General features: G+C 40.6%; 23 protein-coding genes and 2 rRNA genes. 22 read left to right on the top strand and 3 right to left on the bottom strand.

Annotated elements, in window-relative coordinates:
- Window positions 1-128: 128 nt before the first annotated feature.
- The 15 genes from JG735_RS09435 to JG735_RS09365 all read left to right on the top strand — a co-directional run bounded on the left by JG735_RS09435 (window position 129) and on the right by JG735_RS09365 (window position 15,667).
- Window positions 129-3,036: ribosomal RNA gene (locus JG735_RS09435) — 23S ribosomal RNA — on the top strand.
- A 128-nt stretch (window positions 3,037-3,164) separates the two neighbouring features.
- Window positions 3,165-3,280 (top strand): 5S ribosomal RNA (rrf, locus tag JG735_RS09430).
- A 284-nt stretch (window positions 3,281-3,564) separates the two neighbouring features.
- Entirely contained in the window at window positions 3,565-5,112 is a 1,548-nt protein-coding gene (locus JG735_RS09425; protein WP_201334815.1) for a DUF3373 family protein, read from the top strand.
- A gap of 41 nt (window positions 5,113-5,153) precedes the next feature.
- Window positions 5,154-6,260 (top strand): cache domain-containing protein, encoded by a 1,107-nt coding sequence (locus tag JG735_RS09420; RefSeq protein ID WP_201335746.1) that lies wholly within the window; start codon window positions 5,154-5,156, stop codon window positions 6,258-6,260.
- A 5-nt stretch (window positions 6,261-6,265) separates the two neighbouring features.
- The gene (locus JG735_RS09415) at window positions 6,266-6,913 is read left to right on the top strand and encodes a response regulator transcription factor (protein ID WP_236584431.1); all 648 of its coding nucleotides are present in this window, start codon (window positions 6,266-6,268) and stop codon (window positions 6,911-6,913) included.
- Window positions 6,903-8,057, top strand: coding sequence for a HAMP domain-containing sensor histidine kinase (locus tag JG735_RS09410; protein ID WP_201334813.1), 1,155 nt, complete (start codon window positions 6,903-6,905; stop codon window positions 8,055-8,057). The genes JG735_RS09415 and JG735_RS09410 overlap by 11 nt, the downstream gene beginning before the upstream one ends.
- A gap of 73 nt (window positions 8,058-8,130) precedes the next feature.
- Window positions 8,131-8,682: a sulfur oxidation c-type cytochrome SoxX gene (gene soxX, locus JG735_RS09405; RefSeq protein WP_201334812.1), complete on the top strand. Its 552-nt coding sequence runs from the start codon at window positions 8,131-8,133 to the stop codon at window positions 8,680-8,682.
- The gene (gene soxY / locus JG735_RS09400) at window positions 8,682-9,152 is read left to right on the top strand and encodes a thiosulfate oxidation carrier protein SoxY (RefSeq protein ID WP_201334811.1); all 471 of its coding nucleotides are present in this window, start codon (window positions 8,682-8,684) and stop codon (window positions 9,150-9,152) included. The genes soxX and soxY overlap by 1 nt, the downstream gene beginning before the upstream one ends.
- An 18-nt stretch (window positions 9,153-9,170) precedes the next feature.
- The gene (gene soxZ, locus JG735_RS09395; protein ID WP_012083197.1) at window positions 9,171-9,506 is read left to right on the top strand and encodes a thiosulfate oxidation carrier complex protein SoxZ; all 336 of its coding nucleotides are present in this window, start codon (window positions 9,171-9,173) and stop codon (window positions 9,504-9,506) included.
- Between the two features lie 3 nt (window positions 9,507-9,509).
- A complete protein-coding gene (gene soxA / locus JG735_RS09390; RefSeq protein WP_201334810.1) occupies window positions 9,510-10,280 on the top strand; it encodes a sulfur oxidation c-type cytochrome SoxA in 771 nt (256 codons plus the stop codon).
- A 3-nt stretch (window positions 10,281-10,283) separates the two neighbouring features.
- Window positions 10,284-12,047: a thiosulfohydrolase SoxB gene (soxB, locus tag JG735_RS09385; protein ID WP_201334809.1), complete on the top strand. Its 1,764-nt coding sequence runs from the start codon at window positions 10,284-10,286 to the stop codon at window positions 12,045-12,047.
- A 15-nt stretch (window positions 12,048-12,062) separates the two neighbouring features.
- Window positions 12,063-13,571, top strand: coding sequence for an OprD family outer membrane porin (locus JG735_RS09380; protein WP_201334808.1), 1,509 nt, complete (start codon window positions 12,063-12,065; stop codon window positions 13,569-13,571).
- Between the two features lie 8 nt (window positions 13,572-13,579).
- Window positions 13,580-14,323, top strand: coding sequence for a thioredoxin family protein (locus JG735_RS09375; protein ID WP_201334807.1), 744 nt, complete (start codon window positions 13,580-13,582; stop codon window positions 14,321-14,323).
- Entirely contained in the window at window positions 14,320-14,751 is a 432-nt protein-coding gene (locus JG735_RS09370; RefSeq protein WP_012083192.1) for a DsrE family protein, read from the top strand. The genes JG735_RS09375 and JG735_RS09370 overlap by 4 nt, the downstream gene beginning before the upstream one ends.
- A gap of 10 nt (window positions 14,752-14,761) precedes the next feature.
- Window positions 14,762-15,667: a DUF302 domain-containing protein gene (locus JG735_RS09365; protein WP_201334806.1), complete on the top strand. Its 906-nt coding sequence runs from the start codon at window positions 14,762-14,764 to the stop codon at window positions 15,665-15,667.
- On the opposite strand, the gene JG735_RS09360 is transcribed toward JG735_RS09365, so the two are convergent.
- The 3 genes from JG735_RS09360 to JG735_RS09350 are packed head-to-tail and all read right to left on the bottom strand — an operon-like array spanning window position 15,664 to window position 17,630.
- On the bottom strand, window positions 15,664-16,701 hold the full coding sequence (locus tag JG735_RS09360) for an Mrp/NBP35 family ATP-binding protein (protein WP_201334805.1): 1,038 nt from the start codon (window positions 16,699-16,701) through the stop codon (window positions 15,664-15,666). The genes JG735_RS09365 and JG735_RS09360 overlap by 4 nt on opposite strands.
- Window positions 16,702-16,710: 9 nt before the next feature.
- Window positions 16,711-17,067: a hypothetical protein gene (locus tag JG735_RS09355; protein ID WP_201334804.1), complete on the bottom strand. Its 357-nt coding sequence runs from the start codon at window positions 17,065-17,067 to the stop codon at window positions 16,711-16,713.
- Complete coding sequence (locus JG735_RS09350) at window positions 17,064-17,630, bottom strand: hypothetical protein (protein ID WP_201334803.1); 567 nt, start codon at window positions 17,628-17,630, stop codon at window positions 17,064-17,066. Before JG735_RS09350 ends, JG735_RS09355 begins: the two co-directional genes overlap by 4 nt.
- Before the next feature lie 271 nt (window positions 17,631-17,901).
- Here JG735_RS09350 and JG735_RS09345 point away from each other — a divergent pair, with 271 nt between their 5' ends.
- The 7 genes from JG735_RS09345 to JG735_RS09315 all read left to right on the top strand — a co-directional run bounded on the left by JG735_RS09345 (window position 17,902) and on the right by JG735_RS09315 (window position 26,407).
- A complete protein-coding gene (locus JG735_RS09345) occupies window positions 17,902-19,029 on the top strand; it encodes a sulfurtransferase (RefSeq protein WP_201334802.1) in 1,128 nt (375 codons plus the stop codon).
- Window positions 19,030-19,041: 12 nt separating this feature from the next.
- Window positions 19,042-21,951, top strand: a complete 2,910-nt coding sequence (locus JG735_RS09340; RefSeq protein ID WP_201334801.1) for a molybdopterin-dependent oxidoreductase — start codon at window positions 19,042-19,044, stop codon at window positions 21,949-21,951.
- 11 nt (window positions 21,952-21,962) lie between these two features.
- Window positions 21,963-23,090: a 4Fe-4S dicluster domain-containing protein gene (locus tag JG735_RS09335; protein WP_201334800.1), complete on the top strand. Its 1,128-nt coding sequence runs from the start codon at window positions 21,963-21,965 to the stop codon at window positions 23,088-23,090.
- Window positions 23,087-24,301: an ethylbenzene dehydrogenase-related protein gene (locus JG735_RS09330; protein WP_201334799.1), complete on the top strand. Its 1,215-nt coding sequence runs from the start codon at window positions 23,087-23,089 to the stop codon at window positions 24,299-24,301. Before JG735_RS09335 ends, JG735_RS09330 begins: the two co-directional genes overlap by 4 nt.
- A complete protein-coding gene (locus JG735_RS09325; RefSeq protein WP_201334798.1) occupies window positions 24,298-24,702 on the top strand; it encodes a hypothetical protein in 405 nt (134 codons plus the stop codon). Before JG735_RS09330 ends, JG735_RS09325 begins: the two co-directional genes overlap by 4 nt.
- A 99-nt stretch (window positions 24,703-24,801) precedes the next feature.
- A complete protein-coding gene (locus JG735_RS09320) occupies window positions 24,802-25,377 on the top strand; it encodes a molecular chaperone (protein ID WP_201334797.1) in 576 nt (191 codons plus the stop codon).
- The gene (locus tag JG735_RS09315) at window positions 25,367-26,407 is read left to right on the top strand and encodes a 4Fe-4S binding protein (protein ID WP_201334796.1); all 1,041 of its coding nucleotides are present in this window, start codon (window positions 25,367-25,369) and stop codon (window positions 26,405-26,407) included. Before JG735_RS09320 ends, JG735_RS09315 begins: the two co-directional genes overlap by 11 nt.
- Window positions 26,408-26,416: the final 9 nt, after the last annotated feature.

Raw genomic sequence — 26,416 nt, 5'->3', positions numbered from 1 at the left:
TTTTAGACTTTATGGTCTAAGAGATATTTGACAACTCATTGTTCGTAGTAAAAGAGGTAAATACAATAGGCAAGCTGTTTTACTTGACAAAGGTAGTTGAGTAAGGCGGCGGTGCGCTTTAGAAGTAGGTGTAAGCTACAAAGGGCGTACGGTGGATGCCTAGGGTGATGGAGGCGATGAAGGACGTGCTAGGCTGCGAAAAGCCTCGGGGAGCTGCCAAGAAGCGTTGATCCGGGGATTTCCGAATGGGGCAACCCGGCTGGTGGAGACACCAGTCACCTGACTTTGTCAGGGGCGAACCTGGGGAAGTGAAACATCTCAGTACCCAGAGGAAAAGAAATCAACCGAGATTCTCCTAGTAGCGGCGAGCGAACGGGGAGTAGCCCGTCTCTGTGTAGCCTACATTATAGCTGAAGTGTCTGGAAAGGCACACCATAGAGGGTGACAGTCCCGTAAGCGAAATAGTGTAGGTGGGACTAGGCAGAGACCTTGCGAGTAGGTCGGGACACGTGTTATCCTGACTGAAGACGGGGGGACCACCCTCCAAGGCTAAATACTACCATCACACCGATAGTGCACAAGTACCGTGAGGGAAAGGTGAAAAGAACCCCAGTGAGGGGAGTGAAATAGAACCTGAAACCGTATGCCTACAATCATTCGGAGCCCTATGTTCTTCGGAACAGGGTGACGGACTGCCTTTTGCATAATGAGCCTGCGAGTTGTGGTCAGTGGCGAGGTTAAGCGAACGCGAAGCCGTAGCGAAAGCGAGTCTGAACAGGGCGAAATAGTCACTGGCTGCAGACCCGAAGCCGGGTGATCTATCCATGGCCAGGCTGAAGTGGGGGTAAGACCCCATGGAGGGCCGAACCAGTGGAGGTTGAAAACTCCTTGGATGAGCTGTGGATAGGGGTGAAAGGCCAAACAAACTCGGTGATAGCTGGTTCTCTGCGAAATATATTTAGGTATAGCCTCAGGACGTAGCACTAGGGGGTAGAGCACTGATAGGGCTAGGGCCCCACACAGGGGTACCAAACCCTGTCAAACTCCGAATACCTAGTGTGGAATCCTGGGAGTCAGGCGTAGGGTGATAAAATCCTATGTCGAGAGGGGAACAACCCAGACTGCCGACTAAGGTCCCAAAGTTGTGACTAAGTGGAAAACGATGTGGGGCTGCTTAGACAACCAGGAGGTTGGCTTAGAAGCAGCCATCCTTTAAAGAAAGCGTAACAGCTCACTGGTCTAGCGGCCCTGCGCGGAAAATATAACGGGGCTAAGTCACACACCGAAGTCGCAGGTGCATACTGGTGTATGCGCGGTAGCAGAGCGTTCCAGTCAGCGGTGAAGCTGTACCGGTGAGGAGCAGTGGAGCGGCTGGAAGTGAGCATGCAGGCATGAGTAGCGATAAAAGTGGTGAGAATCCACTTCGCCGAAAGCCCAAGGTTTCCTACGCGATGCTCGTCAACGTAGGGTTAGTCGGGTCCTAAGCCGAGTCCGAGAGGGGTAGGCGATGGGAAATCGGTTAATATTCCGATACCTACTTACTACAAGGCGAAGGAGGGACGCTTAGGGCTAGCCGGGGTCACTGATGGAATAGTGGCTCGAAGGGTGTAGGCTGCTGGGTAGGCAAATCCGCCCAGCGATAGGCCGAGACCTGACAGGCCCCCAAAGCCCTTCGGGGCGGCGGGGGAACCGGTGATGCCGTCGAGCCGAGAAAAGCTTCTAAGCCGTTTGAGTAGTAAGTAGCCCGTACCGTAAACCGACACAGGTGGGCGGGATGAGTATTCTAAGGCGCGCGGAAGAACCCTGGTCAAGGAACTCTGCAAACTGGCACCGTATCTTCGGTATAAGGTGTGCCCGTAGTAGGTGAAGGCCCTTGCGGCTGGAGCCGAGGCGGGTCGCAGCGAAGCGCTCCATCCGACTGTTTATCAAAAACACAGCACTATGCTAACTCGTAAGAGGATGTATATGGTGTGACGCCTGCCCGGTGCCGGAAGGTTAAGGGGATTGGTTAGCCCTTTAGGGCGAAGCCATGAACCGAAGCCCCGGTAAACGGCGGCCGTAACTATAACGGTCCTAAGGTAGCGAAATTCCTTGTCGGTTAAATACCGACCTGCATGAATGGCGTAACGAGATGGGGGCTGTCTCGACCAGGGATCCGGTGAAATTGTAGTGGAGGTGAAAATTCCTCCTACCCGCGGAAAGACGGAAAGACCCCGTGGACCTTTACTACAGCTTGGTACTGCCATCGGGATGGGGATGTGCAGGATAGGTGGGAGGCTGAGAAGCCCGGGCGCCAGCTCGGGTGGAGCCGTCCTTGAGATACCACCCTTCCTCATTCTGGTGGCTAACTCGCGTGTGTTATCCACACGGAGGACAATGCCTGGCGGGTAGTTTGACTGGGGCGGTCGCCTCCTAAAGAGTAACGGAGGCTTACAAAGGTTGGCTCAAAGCGGTTGGAAATCGCTTGGAGAGTATAAAGGCATAAGCCAGCCTGACTGCGAGAGAGACAACTCGAGCAGAGACGAAAGTCGGTCTTAGTGATCCGGTGGTTCTGAGTGGAAGGGCCATCGCTCAAAGGATAAAAGGTACCCCGGGGATAACAGGCTGATCTCCCCCAAGAGCTCACATCGACGGGGAGGTTTGGCACCTCGATGTCGGCTCATCGCATCCTGGGGCTGGAGCAGGTCCCAAGGGTATGGCTGTTCGCCATTTAAAGCGGTACGCGAGCTGGGTTCAGAACGTCGTGAGACAGTTCGGTCCCTATCTTCCGTGGGCGTAGGAAGGCTGAGGAGAGCTGACCCTAGTACGAGAGGACCGGGTTGGACGTGCCACTGGTGTACCAGTTGTCCTGCCAAGGGCACCGCTGGGTAGCTATGCACGGAACGGATAACCGCTGAAGGCATCTAAGCGGGAAGCCGACTCCAAGATGAGCCTTCCCTGAAGGACGGTGGAAGACTACCACCTTGATAGGCTGGGTGTGTAAGCGCAGCAATGCGTTTAGCTGACCAGTACTAATAGTCCGTTTGGCTTACACGTTTTATATGCACCGCCGCCTTACTGAGCTACCACTCTTTTGCTGCGAACAATGAGTGATCTTTCAAACAAAACTTGTCAAGAGACAAGAGAATAGAGTCTTTTAACCCCAAAAGCCTCTCTTCTCTTGTCCTGGTGCCTATGGAGCGGAGGAAACGCCCAGATCCATTCCGAACCTGGAAGCTAAGCTCCGCATCGCTGATGATACTGCACCCCTCGGGTGTGGAAAAGTAGGTCGGCGCCAGGCAGAGATTATTTCTCTTCATATTATCTCCAATGTAACTATCATTTTCAATTGTAAAATTCCTAATCAAGTAAAATCATTATACAAATATAATTTTTTTATTAACTCTATTCATATCATATAATTAACAAATCATTAATCTTTCCATGATACAATTTAATGACCAGACTAATAATAAGAATATTTTATAATCACTATTATTTTGTCTTCGCAAAACTTAAGTAATCTTTAAATTCTAATCCACTATAATGTATTTTGTCTTACTCATACTATATAAGGAGAAAAGAATGAAAAAGTGGATTGCCCTGTCTGCTGTTGCTGCGATGGCTACTATGAGTTTTGCAAGTGGTAGTGCAAATAACGATGATCTAAGAGCTGAACTTGAGCAACTCAAACAGCAGATCAATGAATTGAAACAAGCGCAAGCAAAAATCAATCTTAAAGCATTGAAAAAACAGATACGTGAAATCAAAGCACATGATGCTGGTGACAATATCAAATGGAACGTTGATTTCCGTACTGCATATGATGTTATTGGATATAAATACGCATCAGGTACAAGCAGCTGGAATGGCATTTTTACGAACAGGCTTTGGTTAGGTATGGCATTTGCTCCAACAAGTAATTTAGTGTTCAAAGGTCTTATTAGTTATTACAAAATGTACGGTCAATTACCAGCACCTCAGCAAGGATTCAATTACTTTGATTGGATTGTAAATGAGACTCCAAACCCAAGTGGAGAATTGAGACTAAAAGAAGCGTATTGGCTTTACTTTGGCGACAGTTTCCTAGGTGCTGATATTCCATGGACGGCAAGTTTTGGTCGAAGACCGGCTACGGATGGACTATTGGCAAGCTATAGAGAAGATCAAAATCCAAAATCACCACTTGGACATATTATCAATACTGAATTTGATGGAGCAAGTTTCAAGTTTAATCTCGAAAATGTAACAGGTGTTCCTGGTATGTACTTTAAACTTTGCATGGGCCGAGGAATGACAAATGCCAATACGAGATATGCTACTGGTACATTGCCAGATGCTTCATATACAAGAGTGAATGGATGGAGTAATACAGATTTGGCAGGATTTATTTTTGTACCATACGATGATGGACAATATTCCGTTCATACCACAGCTTTTAAAGCATTTAATCTACCAGGATATTTTGCGAATAACTATGTTTGGGATTCTACTTTAAATACTTATATGCCAAACTTTACCAGCATGGGACTTGTACAAGGTGGTGATATGTATGGTGCTGCAGTAAGTCTTTTGGCGCAAGGAATAGGTGATGGTATCAATGATTTTCTAGATGATACAAACGCATTTGTTAGTTTTGCATGGAGCAAAACACTTCCTGGTGGTACACATTCTGCGTCATTTACAGGTGGTCCATATAACGGTGTGACAACAAATGTCTCTAATGCAATGCTTGGATCAACTGATAATAAATCTGGAACATCAATTTATATAGGTGCAAATTTTCCAGTACCTATGATTGATGGCTCACGAATGGGATTGGAATATAATCACGGAAGTAAATACTGGAGAAGCTTTACCTATGCAGAAGATACGCTTGCTGGAAGTAAACTTGCTGCTCGAGGCGATGCATATGAGATTTGGTTTAACAAAGAGTTGATAGGAAGAACATTAACTGCACAACTTCGATATACTTATATTGATTATAAATATGCTGGTTCTCAAGCGTTTTTTGGAGAGGGCGGAATGCCTATGACGATGAATGACATAAGAGGCCTCCAAATGCTAGGATATCCAGTAAATGCTGTTGATAAAGCACAAGATCTTCGACTCTACATACGATATCGATATTAATATCTAGCCGCCTTTGGCGGTTAGTATAAAAGGAAGGAACGATTTTCAAATTTAAAAAATGGCTTATAGCTTCTATCACAATACTTCTTATTGCTTCTTCTATCTTTTTTTATATTTTTTCTCTCAATGTTGAAAAAAACCTACATGAAGAGATAGCAGATACGATCAAGAGCTACTTAGATAAAATCCTCAATAAGCAAAAATCCCAAGCTTTAACGTTAGCAATACTTCTTTCTCAAAATGAAGCTTTGAAGGAAGCCTTACTGGATCTCGATGAAGCAAAGGGGTATGAGATTCTGTCACAATCCCTTCAAACTTTACAACAGTATACCAATATACAAGGGGTGAGGGCTCAAGTCATTGCAAAAGATCTTACCATTTTTGCCAGAAATTGGGATAAAGATTTTGTTGGCATGCCACTAGACGCGTTTCGAAAAGATCTTTCCAGTTTTAAGATCAATAAACCCAAAGTTGCTATTGAGACGGGAAGACTCCTTTCTATTAAAGCAACTGCGCCTATTAAAAAGGGCTATAAAACGATTGGATATATGGAGATTATCTCCCTGTTCGAACCGATGACTACGGAGATGAGGAAATTAGGAATAGAACTTATTGTCTTGATGCATGAGAAGTATCTTGATGTTGCAACACTTATGAGAGACAATCCTGTAATAGGTGCATATGTCATAAGCAATCGAAACTATAACAAATTGATTGCTAATAATTTGACACATAAAAAACTGGAAAAGATCGTGTCACGAGGATATATGTATGATGGGGAGAATCTCTATTTTTATCATCCGATGTTTAATAGCGTTGGTGAAAATCTAGGCATTTTTCTCATTGCCATTAACAAGGAAGGGATAAAGAAATTTCAAAAGTATAAAGACTCTCTTTCATTTTTTCTTGCCTTCGAAAATGATGAATTTAGCGATATTATCGATATATGGGAGCATCCAGAAGGAAGGTTTCGATCGGTGTATGATAGAAGCGTGGCTCTCTTTCTTGGAAAAAATGTGGATGCTAATCTAAAAAAAGATTTCGAAATAGAAATTCGTGATATATTAAAAAATTACAGTAAAGAAGAACTGATCAATATCATTGTTGAAAAATATCGCAGAACGAAAAAACGAGGAGTCATAAAGTGAAAATCATGGTTTTAGAAGATGAGTATGCACTTCGCATGAGTATTGAAGAGTTTTTAATCGATCTTGGGTTTGAAGTGGAGAGTTTTGAACGGGGTGATGAACTTCTCGATGCTTTATACAGTGCAAATTATGACATTTTGTTGTTGGATGTAAAAGTGCCTGGAATCAATGGTTTTGAACTGTTAAAAGAGCTTCGAGAGTCTGGGAATGAAGTGCCTGCAATTTTCATCACCTCCTTAACACATGTGGATGATCTGTCCAAAGGGTTTGAACTCGGTTGTTGTGATTACATCAAAAAGCCATTTGATCTCAAAGAGTTGGAGGTAAGACTGAAAAATGTTCTCAAAAGAGAGTGTTTTGGTGTCAATAAAGAGATAGTTGAACTTCCAAATCACTATACGTATGATTTGGAAAAATTCGAACTGAGGCAAAATAGAGAAGTTGTTTCCCTAACAAAACAGGAAAAAAGGATTTTAGAACTTCTGATCAAACAAAGAGGCAATATTGTAAGCATTGAGCAGTTTTGTGATGAAGTTTGGGGTGAATACGTGGATCCTGCCAATATCCGAGTCCATATAACGAAACTTCGAAAGAAAATAGGTAAAGACATTATTAAAAATGTGCATGGTTTAGGATATAAAATTGATACTTGATGCAAAGAAATACGCCTTTCGATATGCTATTTTATATACTCTCATCATCGGTATTCTTCTTTTCGTTCCACTGTTTGTCTATACCTCTCTTGTTTTAAATATCAATGAAGCAAAAAATGAGCGTGATTTAAAAGAGGTTGCACTTAAAATTGTTGGTAAAATGGAAGAATATAATAATGATGGTATTTTTCAGTATCCACGTTTTGCCGGGTACAAATCAGGATTGTATGATGTTAATTTTCATCCTGTATTTTCTCTTTTAGATTTTACTCCTACCGCTTTTTCAGAAGGATATCATAAACAACGAACAAAGCGATATTATATTGTAGAACTGCCGGAAAATCTTTATTTTGGGGCAAAATATCTGATAGTTTCAAAGGAGTTTGATCCATGGAAGATTTATAGAACGAGCTTTTTGATCGGTTTTGGCATTGTTTTCATTTTGCTTCTTTTTTCCTATATCGTCTTAAAAAATTTCAGTTATCCCTTTGAAAAAGTGAATCAAACTCTTGATAATTTTATCAAGGACTCAATGCATGAAATCAATACACCTCTTTCCATTATCAATGTCAATATCGATCTTTTTACGAGAAAATTTGGTGAGAACAGTTACCTTTCACGTATAAAATCTGCTGCGAAGACTCTGAGCAATATCTACAACGATATGGATTATCTGATCAAAAAGGATAGAATCGAATATAAAAATGAAAAGATCGATTTTAGCTCTTTTTTACAGGAGCGGGTGGACTATTTTCAAGAGATCGCAAACCTTCGAAAAATCTCACTTGTTGCCAAAATCGAAACAGACATTACTATCTACATGAACCGAACAAAACTACAGCGTATTGTAGACAACACATTGTCAAATGCAATTAAATATTCAAAAGAGAGATCTTGCGTAAAAATCTATCTGAAAAAAGTTGGAGATCAAGCGGTTTTAACCATTAAAGACTACGGTATCGGAATAGAGAATCCACAAAAGATATTTGAACGATTTTACCGTGAAGATCATGATAAAGGCGGTTTTGGAATAGGCCTTTGTATCGTTCAAAACATTGTTCAACAAGAAGATATTGGACTTAAAGTTGTTTCCAAACCCGGGAAAGGGACTGCATTTATCTACTACTTCAAACTTTTTGCATAAATCTATAAATTTCTTTTACATTTTTTTTACACTTAATTGTTACCATTTTTTAACCAATCAAGAAGGAGTTGACATGAAAAAGGGTTTGATTGCAGTGGTGCTCTCCTCTTTAGTGCTTACTGGCGTGAGTGCGAAAGATTACAAAAATGCCATTGAGTCGCCTGATGCGACGAAAATTTTAAAGAAGGATAAGTTACCCCCTCCAAAAAAATACACTATGCCAAAGGGCTGTATTACAAAAGATCCTTTGGCAATCGCTCGTGGGAAGTTTATGTTCCATAATCTCAATGGGAAAAAGGCGAAGCAGGCTCCTCCTACTGGACTAACACGATATGTTATCGTCAATGGGAAAAAAAAGCCGAAGCAGTATGGCAACTGTGTCGCTTGTCACAACATCGAAGGTGCTATAGGACCTGGAAATGTCGGTCCAGATTTGCACAACTACAAAAAACTTTTTATCGATACAGGTGTGCGAAGTTATCAACATGTTTACCAGCAGATTGCAGATCCAAGAGTTTTCAATCCAACGACGCATATGACTGTCAATTTGACCACAAAACTTTTTACACCAAAAGAGATTTGTGAAATTACATCCTATGTAGTGAGTGAGAAAAAGGAGAAATAATGGAAAGAAGAAGTTTTTTAAAAGGGTTAGGAGCCGTACCGGCAATAGGTCTTGTGGGCGTTAGCAGTGTCAATCTTTTGGCAGATGCAAAAAAAAGCAAACCAAAAGGAAAGAATGCCATTAATTTTAAAAAAGCGCTTTCTGTGATTACTGATGGAAAGGGAGCCAAAGAGAGTGCAAAAGTAAAACTCACTGTTCCTGAAATCGCGGAAAATGGTGCAGTGGTTCCTGTAAAAGTGAGTGTGGACGAACCTATTGAGAATGTCAAATCGATTCATATTTTATCTACGAAAAACTCAAACGCAAGATGTGCGGATGTTTTCTTGAGTCCAAGAAATGGAAAAGCCTATTTTGCAACACGTATCAAACTGAGTGGAACACAAGAGGTCGTAGCAGTAGCTGTATTGAAAAATGGAAGTGCGATTATGGCAAAAAAACCGGTAAAAGTAACTATCGGTGGATGTGGATAATAAAAAAAGGAGCAACAGATGGCGAAAAGAAAATCAATTATTAAAATCAAACCTAGAAAATATAAAGTTGGCGATATCGTAAAAGTTGATTTTATCGTAATCCATCCAATGGAAACAGGGATGAGAAAAGATAAAAAAACAGGAAAAATCAAACCTTTACACTATATCAATGAGGTGAAGTTCTACTTCAATGATGAGCTATTCACGACAATTCTACCGTGGGAAACTGTTTCGACAAATCCATACTTTTCGATCAATATGAAAGTAACTGGTCCTGGAAAAATCAAAGTGGTGTACAAGGACAATCTTGGTGAAGTACATGAAAAGAGTAAAAAAGTAAAGCCGAAAGGATAAGCCATGAAGAGATTACTATCCTTTGCCCTCTCACTTGCTTTGGCCTCTTCAATGGCCATTGCAGATGAGAAACTGAGTATGACAGAAGCTGATCGCGCCCTTTATCAAGAGATGCTGGAAAACAATCCAGCCGACATTTTCGTGGAAGAGGGTGCAGAAATTTTGGAAGAACTTGGTGGAGAAGAAGCACTCGCGAAGTTTTTGGGTGTGAGTGAAGATGAGCTTCCTAAGTATATCGCCGGATTTCCAAGATATATAGACAAGATAGGAATGGTTGTAAGCATTGATCAAATGCTGCAAGCTTTTATGTATGACCAGGGTAAAAAGCCATATAAACTCAAATCTGCATTGATGGATTCTTTGCAGGCCTATGTAAAATCACTTGCTAATGGAGAGAAGATCAATATCGATGTGAATGCCAATGAGCATATGAAAAAAGCCTATAAACTGGGCAAGCAGATGTTTGAACTCAGACGAGGTAAAAGAGGCCTCTCTTGCTATAGCTGTCATAGCCCAGATGTTGTAGGTTTGCGACTGAGAATGCAGATCCTTCCTGATCTTGGTGCACCAAAAGTGAAAGCTGCTGCCACATGGCCAGCATACAGAATGACAAAAGGCAAGATGTTTACACTGCAAAAGCGATTTCAGCAGTGTATGAAAAACGCTCTTTTGGCCAAAATTCCTCTTGGAAGTCCACAGATGGTAGCGCTTGAGGTATATGTAACAAGCATGGCTCAGGGAGAAGAGATCCATATTCCAGGGTTAAAAAGGTAGATCATGAATATCAATAGACGTGATTTTTTGCATATCGCTGCAGCTTTAGGACTTATGGGTGCAAGTGGTGGGAAACTCCATGCAGCAAAAAGAGCCGATGAGGTGACAGCAAGCGATATTTTAGATTTTGATCCTGTGGGGAAGGTGACACTGCTACATATATGCGATATGCACGCACATTTAAAGCCACTCTACTGGAGGGAGCCATCAACACTTATCAGTGCAAAAAATCTTGTAGGGACTCCGGGCTTTTTATGCGGAAAAGCTTTCATGGACTTTTACGGGATAAAGCCTAATACGTTGGAAGCCTATTTTGATACCTATCTCAATTTTGAAGAGCTTGCGAAAAAATTTGGGAAAATGGGTGGCGTGGCCCACATGAAAACCATCATTGACGAAGTTCGTCGTGACCGAGGCAAAGACAATGTGCTACTTTTAGATAGTGGCGATACCTGGCAAGGTACGGCAGTGGCTTTGAAAACAAAAGGAGAAGCCATCGTAGATGCACAAAACTATCTTGGCGTTGATGTGATGGTTGGACATTGGGAGTTTACCTACGGTAAAGAGCGGGTAATGGAGCTTCTTGATAAACTCAATGCGGATTTTGTATCGCAAAATGTGGTAGATAATGATCCATTTAGTGATACATTTGAAGAAACCGTTTTTAAGCCCTATACCATTAAGGAGGTAGGTGGAGCGAAGATCGGTATTATCGGCCAATCTTTTCCGTTTACATCCACTGCCAATCCAAAACGTTTTACCGAAGGATGGAGTTTTGGTCTGCGGCTTGATTCACTGCAGGGGTATGTGGATGAGCTGAGAAAAGAGAAAAAGGTTGACTGTGTTGTCCTTCTGAGTCACGATGGATTTAGTGTAGATCAGGAGGTGGCCAGGAAAGTGCATGGGATAGATTTTATCCTCAGTGGCCATACGCACGATCCCGGGCCAAAACCGATCACGATTAATGGGACAACGATTATTATAGCAGGAAGCCACGGAAAATTTATAGGAAGACTCGATATCGATATTCAAAAAGGACGCGTGAAGGATTTTCGCTATAAGCTGATTCCTGTTGCATCAAAATTGATTCCAGCAGACAAAAAAGGGATCGAATTGGTTGACAAGTGGTACAGGCCTTACAATAAAGAGCTAAGTCAAGCTATCGGAAAGACAAAGGGAACGCTTTATAAGCGAGACACCTTCTATTCAACATTCGATGCACTCATAGGCGATGCGATTCGTGATACGATGGATTGTGAAATATCTTTTACGCCAGGATATCGATGGGGGACGACACTGTTGCCGGGTGACGATATTTTGGTAGACAATGTCTATGAGATGACTGCGATTACCTATCCGGATGTATACACATTTGAACTCAAGGGTGCAAAAATAGCAACACTTTTGGAAGATATCGCAGATAACGTATTTAATGCCAACCCACTCTACCAGCAAGGCGGTGATATGAGTCGGTTAGGTGGCGTGAGTTATGACATTAAGATATCTGCACCAAGTGGGAAGCGGATACGAAATCTAAAAATTAATGGAAAAGAGCTAGATCCAGACAGAAACTATGTAGTAAGTGCCTGGGGAGGGAACTTACAAAATGCAGGTGAGAACCTAAGAGAAGCAAAAATCAAGCCAGTATACGATGTGGTAGTAGATTATGTCAAAAGAAAAGGGACGGTGGATATTTCCAACAAATCGAATGTGAATATCCTCGATTTTGACTGTGGATGCCCCAAAAAGGGTGGAATCTGTTCATAAATGAAAGGAGAAAATATGAAACTATTGAAATTAAGCTTAGCAGCGGCGGTATGTATAGCAGGAGCGACAGCAACAACTGCAATGGCGAAAGAGAAACGATCTCTCAAAGGAAACATGACACTTAAATACAATGTTTTGCCAGGTGAGGCAAATAGTTTAAGTGAAATGTTTACGAAAGGTGAATGGTACGGAAGATTACGTTTTAACTCTTTTATTTGGGACTGGGATACAGAAGATTATTTAACCGGTGGTAAAAAGAAGGACAACTGGGCAATAGGAATCGGTGGAAGTTTCGAGTATAAAACGGCGTACTGGAACGGATTTGGAGCCACTGCTTCTTTGTATACATCTCAAAACCCATGGCATATGGATAAAAATGAGGTAGGGTATGTTAAAGCTGGAAAAGATACATTTTCAAGGTATAAGGTTAAAACGGAAGGTACATTTGGCATGACGGTTTTGGCCCAAGCATATCTTGAGTATAAGCGAAACAAAACGAGTTTAAAAGTTGGACGCCAAATATTTGAAAGTATGCTTACAAAAAGTAACGATACGAAAATGATCCCAAATACCTTTGAAGGATACAGTCTCACAAGTAAATATTTCAGTGGTACGACTATCAAGTTAGCGTACTTTTTAAAGCAAAAGCTAAGAGATCATACCTCTTTTCACGATGTAATCACTTTTAAAGATGCAAATGGTGAGAGTTGGGCAAACAACGATGACAGTGCAGTGAATAAAGCCTTGAGTTATGCTAATTTCGTTGCTGCTGGAAAAGATCCAAATCATGACTTGATCGTTGCTGAAATTGCAAACAAAAGTCTCATTCCAAATCTAAAACTGAAACTCAACTATACGACTGTTCCAGAAGTTGTAGCACTTGGTGCGATTGAAGCGCACTACAAGATACCTGTAGGTAACTATAACCTTGTACCTGGTTTTCGATATATCAAGCAGTGGGACAGAGGTGCCGATGATGTAGCACGAGCTACTGGTGCGGCTGTTGCAAACTTGAAAGGAAAAAGTGCAGGGTACGATGATCCATACAGTGTCGACAGCTCTGTTTGGATGGCACGCCTTGATCTGAAAGCCAAAAACAAAATCTGGTGGGCAAGGGTTGGTTACTCGAAGGTAGCGGATGATGCAGATATCATCGCTCCATGGAGGGGTTTCCCAACAGGCGGTTTTACAAGAGCGATGGCACAGTACAACTGGTATGCCAATACCAAAACATGGATGGTCCGAGGTGTTGTCAATTTTGACAAAGCGGGTCTCGTTCCTGGACTCAAAGCAAGCCTACGATATGCCATGCAAGATTTTGATGATGACAAGGCAGGAGTACAGGCAGATAGCAACATCGTTCATCTTGATCTTGTTGAGAAAGTCAAATCCATTCCAGGTCTCTATCTCAAGTTTAGAACAGGTATCGTAAATGGAGATGATAATACATATGATATCAATGGAAAACTCAAAGCTGATCCATCCTACAACGAATATCGATTTGAGATCAATTATCTGTTCTAGGGAGTACAATGTTCTACATCGCGCTGTTCTTGTTATCGCTTCCTCTTTTAGCGACTCAAGGGTATGAGGTCTACAAACAAAGATGTGCCTCATGCCATCTTGAACATGTGGATGTAAAAACATTGCAGAAAAATTTTTTACATGACAATGCCATTTTACATCTCAAAGCTCCCTCAATCAACCAGATCTCCTATAGACTCAAAACGAAGGTAGGAGATCCCCATGGGGACAAAGAGTTCCAAAAAATGGAAGCGATAGAGTTTGTCAAAGAGTATGTGAAACATCCTGACAGACAAAACTCTATCTGTTCTAAAACGGTGTTGAAACACTTTGAAACGATGCCAGCTATCAAAGATATCAGCGATGAGGATTTGGAAAAAGTAGCTGCATGGATATATGATCAAAAAAGTGACGTATTGCCGAAAAAAAGAGGATTTGATTTTGACAAAATTTTGCAACAGGCAAAAAAAGAGAATAAAATCATCATTCTTGAAGCGACTTCTCCAACGTGTCACTACTGTAGATGGATGGAGAAGACGACACTCAAAGATAAAGAGGTGCAAGAGAGATTACGTCAACATTTCATATTTATCCCAGTGGATATAACAAAACAGAAACTTCCATTGGGTATAGAGTGGAATCTTACCCCCAGTTTTATCTTCATAACGCCTAAGGGGAAGATTATAAAAACAGTTCCCGGAGCTTGGGAAAAAGAGGATTTTTTGAAGATACTTGATGAGGTGCGAAAATGAGAGCGCTCATGGGCCTATTTCTATTTTTATCTTTTCTGGTTGCAGATACGGAGTTTGCTAAGCCGGAGCCTAGCATTGACAATCCAAGAAAGATTGTCTTTCCTATTACCAAAGGGGATGATGAATCGATCAATCATGTTTTAAGTTCAGCCAATAACGTGATGAAGTTTTATGGACCAGAAAAGGTAATGATAGCGATTATTTGCTATTCAAAAGGTATTCGCACGCTTCTGAAAAAAGAGAAGAAGATTGCTGCAAGAGTGCGAAGTCTCATGACATATGATGTGGAGTTCATCGCCTGTGGCAATACGATGCGAACGAAAAATATAAAAAAAGAGGATCTTATCGAAGGGGTAGAGATCGTGACTGCCGGTATAGTGGAGTTGGTGGAACGAGACCTCAAAGGCTGGATCTATATACGACCATGAAGGAGAATGAATGAAAAAGATAATTGTACTATTGAGTTTTGTCCTTACACTTTTTGCAAATGATCATATCATATTGTTTGCAACAAAGGCAAAAGTGACACCTGCGCACATAGAAGAGGTGTTTCAAAAAGCAGGTTACTCTATACAGCAAAATAGAGATATGAACGGACCATATAAAAAACAGTTTAAACAGACAGATTTCGATATCTACACCTTGATGACTGTCTATTATCCAAAAATTGCAATGGACACAGTGGTACAATATCCAGATAGCGGGATCTTTGCACCCTATAGCATTGTTATTTATAAAAAGAAGGGTGAAGAAAGAACGTATGCGGGCGTACTGAGTGCGAAAGCAAAAGCACATATTTTGGGTACCCATGAACTGGACAGTTATTTTAAGAAACTTGAAAAATTGGATGTTGAAACACTGAAAAAAGCACTGCCCGGAGCAACAAGGGTCACTTTAAATTATCAGCCGCAGCAAGTGAAAGAAAAACTTCTTACGAAATACAGCTTCGAAGTAGATGATGAAGAAGCTTTGGATACAAAAGATGAACTTGAGATGATGATAGAAGATGGCTTGAAACCCATCGGGTTTGTTATGGCGAATTTCAACGATTTCAATTATGACCTCAAAGAGGCAAAAATCAATGATTTCATCTTTTATGATACCTATTCTCTTTGTAAATTGAAAGTGATCTACAATATTTCAAAAGTACGTCCGGAAGCAGGGGTTTTTGCGCCGTGTACAATGGCTGTATATCAAAAAAGAGGAACGAATACAATGAATATAGTTTTTCCAAATATCTATAACTGGATTGCTACACTCAGTCTCAAAGATCCAAAACTGATCAAGATATTAGAAAAAGCGCAAAAGGATATGGTCAATGTGATCGAAAACGCCTTGCCTTAAGAGGCAAGGTTGAATTTTGTGGTTTGCAAAAGGTTGTCTACTATCTCTTGATAATATTTTTTATGTCTTGCTTCTCCCATAGCTACTGGAGGCATACCTTCATCACTTAATTTTCGTATATCCATCTCAAGCGGGATTTGACCAAGGAGTGGGACATTGTATTGAAGGCTTAAAGCTTTGCCTCCATCGCTTCCAAAAATATCGTAGCGTTTTCCAGTATCTGGAGCGATAAAATAGCTCATATTCTCAATCAATCCTCCAATATGCACACCAATATCTTTGAACATCATGATGGCTCTGCTGACATCGTCGGCTGCAACCATTTGAGGAGTGGTTACTAATACTCCTGCTGTAATTGGCAATTCTTGCGCCATAGTGAGCTGAATATCACCGGTACCTGGAGGCATATCAATAACTAAAAAATCAAGCTCTCCCCAGTCGACATCTTCTAAAAATTGAATCAAGGCACTCACAGCCACGCTACTTCTCCATACAAGCGGCGTATCAGGAGATGGGGTGGTGAGGCCGACACTCATGATTTTGATGCCAAAATTCTCACTGGGTATTATCTTGTCATTATCGCCCCAGCGAAGCTTTTCATGCTCGACTCCTACCATCCTAGGGATATCTGGACCGTATACATCTGCATCCAGAAGTCCAACTTTATACCCTTTTTGTGCTAATGAGATGGAAAGATTGGTGCTTACTGTACTTTTGCCAACACCCCCTTTCCCACTGGTAACGGCAATAACATTTTTGGCATATGGCGCTCTGTTGTTTGGTTTTGCAGTTGAGCCGTAATTGATCGATTTTTTTGGTTGAGATTTAAGAGCAACCTCTACATTTTTATCTTTTAAAAGATCTTTGATAGCACCTTCAATGATAGGAAAAGCCTCTTGGTTGGCCATATTGAGTACGATTTTTAGTTTTCCATTTTCCTCTTTGATGGAATCAACGGTACGGAGTTCGACGATATTTTTACTCAGACCTGGATACTGTACATTTTTCAAAAGCTCTAAAATACTTTTCTCCATACTATTCTCCTATTCGTATGGATTTGTGCGAAGTCTTTGCTGAATGAGCATCATTGTACTTCTTGTTTTTTGGATATAGCCGCCGATAATCTCTTTTGACTCTGGAAATTGTTGCAAGAGGTCTTGATATGTTTTTATGCGGTTGTTGAGAAGTTTTGTAAAAGCACCGATGAGTTCCAACTCTTTATTTTTTGCTTTTGCCTGCTGTAAAATCGTTTTGAGCATCTTTTCTCTATCTGCCAAATCCACTTCCAAACCGGCTTCTTTGGCGATTTGCTGAAATTCAAAATTGGTAATATATGTACCATTATAATGCAGTGCCAAAATCTGCTTTTCAAATATGCTGAAACCTTGATCCTGTTTCATGAAAGCTCCTTCAACCGTATCTCAGCCGCTTTGCTTACATCCTTATCCACATCTTCAATCAATTTTTCTAAAATCTCTTTTGGTGTAGATGGATTTTCTGCAACTCTAAGCCGTACCAGTTTATCACTATCTTGGCTGAGTTTTTCTAAAAGTTCTTTTGGTGCATTGGGATTTCCGCTGATGCCATCTCGTACAATTTTTTCATCTTCAAAAAGCGTATAAAGGCATTGTACTGGAGTATTGGGATTGGTTGCAACAAGGGCTCGAACGAGGTTGACGCTGTCTTGAGAGAGTTTTTCCAATATTTCTGCTGGAGTGTGGGGGTTTTTTGCTACAGCCCATCGGCTTCCCATATCCTCAACTTCACTGAGTTCGATAAGTAGTTGTGTCATGATAGGACTTTTTCCTTTTTCTCTATTATAGACACTTGTTCGTAAGCTTAAGTTCATAGCGACCATGCCGACTATTTCCATATCATCCTGGAATGCTTTGAAAATAGCCTGTACCTTTTCTAATGGAAGCTCTTTATTTTCCAATAGTTCCAACGCTTCATCTCTATTCATACAGATTTTCTCCTATTTTTTCTTTATATAGTAGCAAAAAAAAGAAATTTTACAACGTATCATTTTTATTTGGAAATGAGTTAAATTTTTTTGATGCAAAGAGCGAAGTTGCGCAATTATGAGACAGTGATATTTGAAAAGAGCCCTGATATTGGGATATGAAGTATTGTTTAAGTTTCATTTTAACGGTTTGGAAATATAATGGGAATGAGTGCAAGGATGCCCTAAATACGGGTATAAGCGCGTATGATATTATCCATAAGGAGATGCAATGAAGAGGTTGTTGCAAGCCATCTTGATGTTGGCTTTAGTTGCTGGTGCTTCTTTTGCGAAAGAGCAGTTGACAATCAGTGCAAAAGAGGCGTACAAGCTTATAGGCAAACCGGGAGTCATGTTTGTGAGTGGTGACAGTGAAACGGCCTTTGAGAATGGTCATATCAAGGGTTCGGTAGATATGTATGCACACCATTTGCACCACTCCGATATTATGGGGAGAATGCATTGTGCTCCGCTGTTTATGTGTCCGAAAGAGGCAGAACACTATATTGGTGCGCATGGAATTGACAACAATACAATCATAATCGCATACGATAACTATAGAGGTCCAAATGCAACGGGTGTACTGGCATTTTTCAAAAGCTTTGGGCACAAGAAAGTGTATGTTCTTGATGGCGGTGTAGAGCAGATCAAAGCGTTGGATCCAAATCAAAAGAAATATGATGAGCTAAAAGCAGAATCTAGAAAAATTAAAAAAGCATACAAAAAGGCTAAAAAAGCCGGAAATATAGCTGAATACAAAAAATTGAAAGCTGAATACAAAGCTATCAAAAAGAAAATGAAAAAACTTGCAAAGAAACTCATTATCCAAAGAGGTGTGAAAAAAGTTGACCTTGGAAACGGTCACTATGCATACCTCTGCCCAGAAAAAGAGAGAAAAATCAAACCAAAACATTATAGAATCGACCCGAAAAAAGTCGATTTGAGCTGGGTTGCAGGAAAAAACGAAGTGTACCATGCAGTACTTGATAGACTCAAAAAGGGTGATAAAAGTAAATATGTCATTATTGATACAAGAAGTATGATAGAGATCATTGGTGAAAGAAAAATGGATAATGTTGCACGAGGCGGACATATTCCTACGGCAAAATTTATCGAATGGAAAAATATTACCGATTTTAAACGTAAGCTTAGCTTCAGAGACAAAAAAGAGCTGGAAAAGTTGTTTAAAAGAATGGGTGTGACAAAAGACAAAACAATTTATGCATACTGCCAAGTTGGAACCGGACGGGGATCTGATATCATCACAGCCCTTAAATTATTGGGATATCCTAACGCGAAAGTATATAGTGGAAGCTGGGATGAGTGGGGCAACGATATGAATTTACCTATTAGACGATAAGGAGTTGGTCGTATGAGTACAGCAGTGAATAACAAAAGAAGAGACTTTCTGAAAGTATCAGGTGCTACGGCGGCACTGGTAGCAAGCAGCGGAAGCTTGTTTGCAAAAACAGATGTGATTAAAGTAGAAAATGGGAAGCACAACTATCCCAACACGACATATACAGAACAGATGTACAGAAATGAATTCGGGTTTACATACGGAAAAAAAGAGGAACATGGATATGCGTATCACTGTGTAAACTGTCAAGGAAACTGTGCTTGGGAAGTATGGGGTAATAACGGTGTGGTAACTCGTGAAAACCAGAGTGCGCGGTATCCTAGAATCAACCCAAAAATCCCTGACTTCAACCCTCGTGGATGCAACAAAGGGATTCAGCATTCACAAGTAATGTATGAAAAAGACAGAATCCTTTATCCTATGAAAAGAGTGGGCAAACGAGGAGAAGGAAAGTGGAAGAGAATAAGCTGGGATGAAGCGGCTGAAATCGTTGCACAAAAAATTTGGGATGTTATGACGGATCCTAAAAAAGGTCCAGAGAGACTTATGGTTCATGCTGGAACGGGTCTTTTAACAGAAGGTCGACGAGGAGCACCGCTTAGATTCTCTACACAACTTGGTGCATATCGAATCTATCCTGCTTCATACTTAGGAGATATGTTTAGTGGTGCAGCCGTTGCTTATGGCGAGGGTAACCTTGGATGTACGTATGATTTTATGTATACAGTCGATACTGCTGTATTTTGGGGCGGTAACCCAAGTGTCTCAAGAATTCCTGATGCCCATTTCGTTTGGGAAGGAAAATACAACGGAGCAAAAATTATTGTTATTACTCCTGAATTTAACGCTTCTGCAAAATCAGCTGATCTTTGGATTCCTATCAAGCCTGGAACAGACCAGTTCTTGGCAATGAGCGTTATGTATGAGATTTTGAAAAACAAATGGTATAAACCAGGATATATGAAGATCTATACCGATTTACCATTCTTGGTGCGACTAGACAACAAAAAACTTCTTCGAAGAATTGATTTAGAAGAGCCTCATAAAGAAGAGGATCATGAGCATTATGAGGCACAGTTCTATACTATGAACAGAAAAACTGGCAAAATCGCTTTAATGCCTGGAAGCGAAGGTAGCGAACACAAAACTCTTGATATCAGTGAGATGGGCATCGATCCTGAGCTTGAAGGAGAGTGGGAAGTAACACTAAAAGATGGCAAAAAAGTTAAAGTGACAACTGTTTTTGAACTTTTTAAGAAAAATGTAGAGCAGTTTGCACCTGAAAAAACACAAGAAATTACCGGTGTGCATCCTGATACTGTCAAGGTACTTGCAAAAGAGATCGCGCTACCAAAAGTTGTTGAAATCACAACTGGATTTAGCTTGAACAAATACCATAATGGTATCTTGAATATCTGGAATATTGCTTCAATCTGTGGCTTGACAGGTCGACTTGGACCATATGGTGGGCTCAATACCGAAAACGAATTTAGTTTGAGTGGACTCGGTGCACTCTCTGGATTTAGCGGAAAATATAAACCACGATTTGGATCTGGATTTGTCGGTGAGTTTGTATTTGGTGATGGCCTCAAAACATTTGAAGAGTATTTCAGTGATGAAGATGTCAAAAGAGCAACTGGTGGCAAAATCAGTAAGAGCGAATATATCAAAATTATCGAAGAGGCTCTGAAAAACGGAGAAGACGGAAAAGATAGAACAGAAGAAGAGGAGTACTATAAGCCTTGGTGGACTCCAGAAGTGGCACTCATTGTTGCTGATTCTAAATTTAGACGTAACAAAGGAAGCGAGTATAGAAAAGCATTCCTCAAAAAGACGAAATTCTTTGCATATGTTGATTATAAAATGAGTGAGGCAGCAATGTTTGCTGATGTTCTCTTACCTGCGAAATCTCACTATGAAGTGTATGATTTGCGAACAAGTCCGGGATATCACAGATTTACTAACCTTGCTCAGCCAATTGCCAATATGAAGCCAGTTGGTGAAGCAAAAGATGAGTGGAGTCTTTTTGCATTCTTGGCAAAAAAACTTGAAGAAATAGCGAATAGACCAGAAAACAAAGCGAAGGCAAAAGTAAAAGATAGTAAAAAATATGCAAAAACAGGATATAGAGATTTAGCGAACTTTTATAAAGAGTATACGAATACAGACGAAGAGTCTGAAGCGGCGATGGAGCCATACTTGGGAACGGACAAACTTGCCGTTCAAGCTGCACTTGAAAAATGTGAGCAATATGCACCATGGACGATGGAGAAAATGTATGCAGCAGGTGGATTCTTGCAGTTAAATGAAAAAGCTGCAAAAATGAGTCCGCTCTATGCAGATAGGCCATACAACTCTGGTGAATTTACACTATTCAAACTTGAACCGTTCGAGACATTGACAGGTCGACAGACTTTCTATGTTGACCATCCAACATATTTGAAACTTGTAAACGGTACAAACTATGCACTTAAACCGTTGGCACCACAGAACAAAAAGAATCCATTTATGCTGATGACACCGCATGCAAGATGGTCTATCCACTCTAACTGGAAAAACAGTAGAACGCTACAACGACTCCAAAGAGGGGTACCATATGTCGCGGTCAATAAAAAGATTGCCGAAATGAAAGGCATCAAAGATGGTGATACCATCAGAGTTTTTAACGAGCTTGGTGAGTTTTATGCAATGGCAAAGGTGAGCTCATCTGTAGCTCCTGATACGCTGGTTATGGAACATGGTTGGGAACCATACCAATATCTCTTTAACAAAGGGCATAATGAGTGTGTTCCAATGTCATTGAACCTTTTGGAACTCGCTGATGGTTGGGGACATTTGAAGTTTGGTGGTCTTTGGGATGGTAACCAGTATGCGTATGATGGCGCAGTGAATATCGAAAAATCTACGAAGTTTACATATTAATAGGAGTTGGCATGTCTAAAAGACAATTAGCAATGGTAATGGACTTGAACAAATGTATAGGCTGTCAAACCTGTACAGTTGCATGTAAAACTCAATGGACCAACAGAAATGGCCGTGAGTACATGTACTGGAACAATGTTGAAACCTATCCAGGTGACGGATATCCAAAAAAATGGATGGAACTTGGAGGGGGGTTTGATGCCGCTGGCGATCTCCAGCCCGGTATCATTCCAAACATCGAAGCAGATTATGGAGTACCTTGGGATTATAACTATGAGTCACTTGCAGAACAAAACCTGCTAAGTGACAAACCAGAGCCCGGTTTTAGACCTGATCAAAGCCCTACTTGGGGACCAAACTGGGATGAAGATCAAGGTGACGGTAACTTCCCAATGGACAACTATTTCTTTTACCTTCCAAGGATTTGTAACCATTGTTCAAATCCTGGGTGTTTGAGTGCTTGTCCAAGAGATGCTATCTTCAAACGAGAAGAAGATGGTGTTGTTTTGGTTGACCTCGATCGATGTCAGGGATATCGATACTGTATCGCAGGATGTCCTTATAAAAAGATCTATTTCAATCCCAAAATCTCTAAGAGTGAAAAGTGTATTCTCTGTTTCCCAAGGATTGAACAAGGTCTTCCACCAGCTTGTGCGCAAAGCTGTGTCGGGAGAATTCGGTTTGTAGGATTCTTGGATGATGAGGAGAGTCAAGTATATAAACTTGTTCATAAATACAAAGTGGCGTTGCCACTCAGACCGGATTATGGAACACAGCCAAACGTCTACTATGTTCCACCGGTAGATACTCCTCCAAAATTTGATGAGAACGGTAAAATTATTGAAGGAAGTGATCGTATTCCTATGGAGGAGTTGGAAAAACTGTTTGGTCCGGCTGTCCACGATGCGATAAAAACGATTAAAGCTGAAAGAGAAAAACGTAAAAAAACGGGAGAATCTGAACTTATGGATATCTTGATTGCGTATCAACATCAAGATATGTTCAGACTTGACCATAACTATTACGTTGAAGTGGCTAAGAAAAAAGGTATGAAGCCATTACCACTTGTAGATGAACGATATGTGGCTGGTAAACATACAAAACCATCTTCAATATCCCATTTTAAGGTGCACGCATGAAAAGAGTAGTTACGATAGCAGCAGCCCTCAGTCTGGCTGCATCATTCAGTATCGCTGGGAATGTTGTTACTGCGGTTAAAGTGAAAAGTTTGAAACATCTTAAATGTGGTTCCAAACTGATTCGTAAATATGCAAAATTTCAAAAAGTGGTTGTCTATCCTCAAACAACTGTGCATCTTAATGACAAAAAAGCAAACGAGCTGAATAAAGATGCAAAAGCAAAAGTTGTTGAGGTAGCGGCATTTACAGATGGAAAAAATGTAGCCATTGTTACGAGATGGCCAGATAAAACGAAAGATGTCTATAAAGGCTATAAGAGTGATATCTATCCTGATGGCTTTGCCGTCCAATTCGCAAGTGATGCAAGCAAACCTGAAAAACTTCCATATATCGGTATGGGAAGTGATGGAAGACCTGTTGCAATATATCTTAGAAAAGCATATGGACAAGGTGTATACGAGCCAAACGGAAATGGTGACGTTGCGCATCAGGTCAATGAACACAACACAAACAATTTTGGAAAAAATCTCAAAAAATTTAAAAAAGAGGTCAAAAAGTTAGGTGTTCGACCTTACCAAAAAGCATTTGTCAGTGAAGGCTTTCGAAGTATGACAGAGATCAAGGACGACTCTGCCAACTACCGAACCGATATGCACTATGTAAAAAAATATCATAAATGGGGAGGTATGGTAGTACGCCCTATAAAAGATGCATATGCGAAACCTGCAAAAAATGAGTTTGCTGTTGCAATTGCCGTTTGGGATGGTAAAGAGCTACAAAGAGATGGATTGAAAAGACTCTCTAGCTGGATTGCCGTAAAACTGCCAGGTGCAAAAAACAAAGCACTTGAAAAAGTTGTCAGTGAGCGAGTAGGCGGCGATGTGAAGAAGGGAAAAGAGCTTGCTATGACAAACTGTGCAAGCTGCCATAGATGGAAAGGTGCCGAAATGGCTCCAATGTATATGGCTCCAGATTTAAGCAACATTGGTGGCCAAGCAACTGCTGCATACATCAAAGAATCTATTGTTGATCCAAATGCGGTTGTGGTACCTGGATACAATAGAAACTCTCATCCGAACTTTGCATGGTATACAGTGGATGACAAAGGTCACAGAACTTCTGCAATGCCTCCATTCAATTACCTAAAACCACAAGAGATAAATGATTTGGTGGCATATATGCAGACACTCAAAGCGGAGGTTGAAAAATGAAAAAGTTGGTAGTATTGAGCCTCTTTGCTGCTGCAACACTTTTTGCAAGCAGCGGAGAGTTTGAAAAAAAGGGATTTTTGACAACAGAGTGGTGTGCAAAAAATGACCTTTTTGCGGATTGCCGTCTAGAGACGTATCACTGTGGGAGTGAAGGATGCTATAAAAACTGGAATCCAGGGGATCCTGAGAAACGACAAATTGTCCTTTACGTCCACGATGAAAACAAAATCTACTATGTCAAGCCTTCGGGTGTCAATGTAGCAGAATTGATAGAAAAGGGTGGCAATAGAAATGAAGTCACATTGATAGGAACATTGGAAAGTGATAAAAAGACAATCGATGTGAAAGAGTTCAAAGCACCTCCTCCTCCAAAAAAATCTTTCTTTAAAGGTTGTCTCTAATAGAGTTGCCCTTTGGGGCACTCAATTAGTTTTTTTGTATATTTTCTTTTTAGCCTTTGCCTACTATCATAACTCTATCACTATTCGTAAGGATACAACTTGGATAATAAAACCCGTGCATTCGGATACGCTTTTCTTTCGAGAATGTTTGAAAAAGAGCTTGGGGAAAAAGAGATTGAGGACCTTCGAAACAGTCCGGAACTATTAGAAACTATTGGAGAAGATGCCAAAGAATATATCGAAACACACGATCTAGATAAACTTCTTGATGAACTCAATATCGATTTCAATTCTCTTTTTGTCATCAATTCACAACCTGTGGAATCTCTTGTTATAGACAGCACTGGAGAGATTCTTGTAGGTTTGCAAAATCCGGTGATGTTTTTCTACTTTGAAAATGGATATGAAATCGATATGAATCGTACAGAAATTCTTGCTCCAGATCATATCTCTATCGAGTTTGCATTTATGCAAAATCTGGCCTATAGAAACGAAAATAAAACAGCTTTCAAATTTTTGCGAGATCATCTTTTGCAGTGGGTACCACCCTATTTGACGGCAATGAGAGGTGTGGCAAATACTCCTTTTTACAAGGATCTTTGCGACTTTACTATCGATTATATGCTCAACGACTACGAAATGCTCAAGAAGGAGTATCCGATAGATGCACTATAAACAGACAGGGAACCATTTTGAGATAGATTTTTTGAAATGTCTTCGTACCGATTATTACCACAATAACTGCACTGAATGTATAGATATTTGTCCCAAAGAGGCATTTTTTTTCGATAGGGGCAGACTTACCCTTGATGTACAAAAATGTACAAACTGTGGAGTCTGTTTGGGGATTTGTCCAAGTGAAGCTTTGAGTCTTGAATTTTTTGATCCAAATGAATATATCCTCAAACAGCAAGAAAATGAGGTTTTACTCTCCTGCAAAAAAGACATACCTTGTTTGAGTGTTTTTGATACAGAGCATTTTGCAACGTTTCTTCTTAGAAAAGAGAAGGTTTTATGTGATCTGAGTCATTGTGAGGGGTGTGAACTCAATCCAGACAATCGTACATTGCAATCGATTCAAGAACGCATGGATGAAGCGAATGCTTTTATACAAGCCCTTGGTATTACAAAGGAATTGGAAGAAGGGGTCTATCAGGAGGATAGACGAACCTTTTTCAAAACAATTTTCCAAGCTACGAAAGAGATAACGCAAGAAGAACGTTTAAAGGATATGCAAAACGAAAAAGAGCGGCTTCCTATGAAGCAGACTCTTTTAAAAAACAGCCTCAAAACGAAATTGTCCGATATTCCAAATACGATAGTACCTACAACATTCTCTTTTTTAGGAAGCAAGACAATTGATCAAAACTGTACCAACTGTAGAGACTGTGTGCAGTTTTGTCCAACGCAGGCACTTTTTTATGCAAAAGAGGGTACGGCTATCTGGTTTATGAGTGGACGATGTATCGATTGTGATATTTGCAATGATATCTGTAAAGTAAAAGTAGTAAAAGATAAAGAGCAAATCGATATTGTTTCCTGGGCATTTGATAGAGGTGAGGAGCTGATTGAATTTACCTTTGAGACGTGCAGCGAATGTAAGACACCCTTTGTCTATCGTGGTGGTGAGCCTATTTGTGATCGTTGTAAGGATTTTATTGCTAGACGTCAAGATATTTTCAAACTGGCTTGCGATGAGGATTGATATATATCA

Origin of the sequence: Nitratiruptor sp. YY08-10 (genome assembly GCF_016629565.1) — a bacterium.
Taxonomy (GTDB): domain Bacteria; phylum Campylobacterota; class Campylobacteria; order Campylobacterales; family Nitratiruptoraceae; genus Nitratiruptor.
The sequence above is the reverse complement of the archived record's forward strand: the minus strand, read 5'-3'. Positions and strand labels throughout refer to the sequence as shown.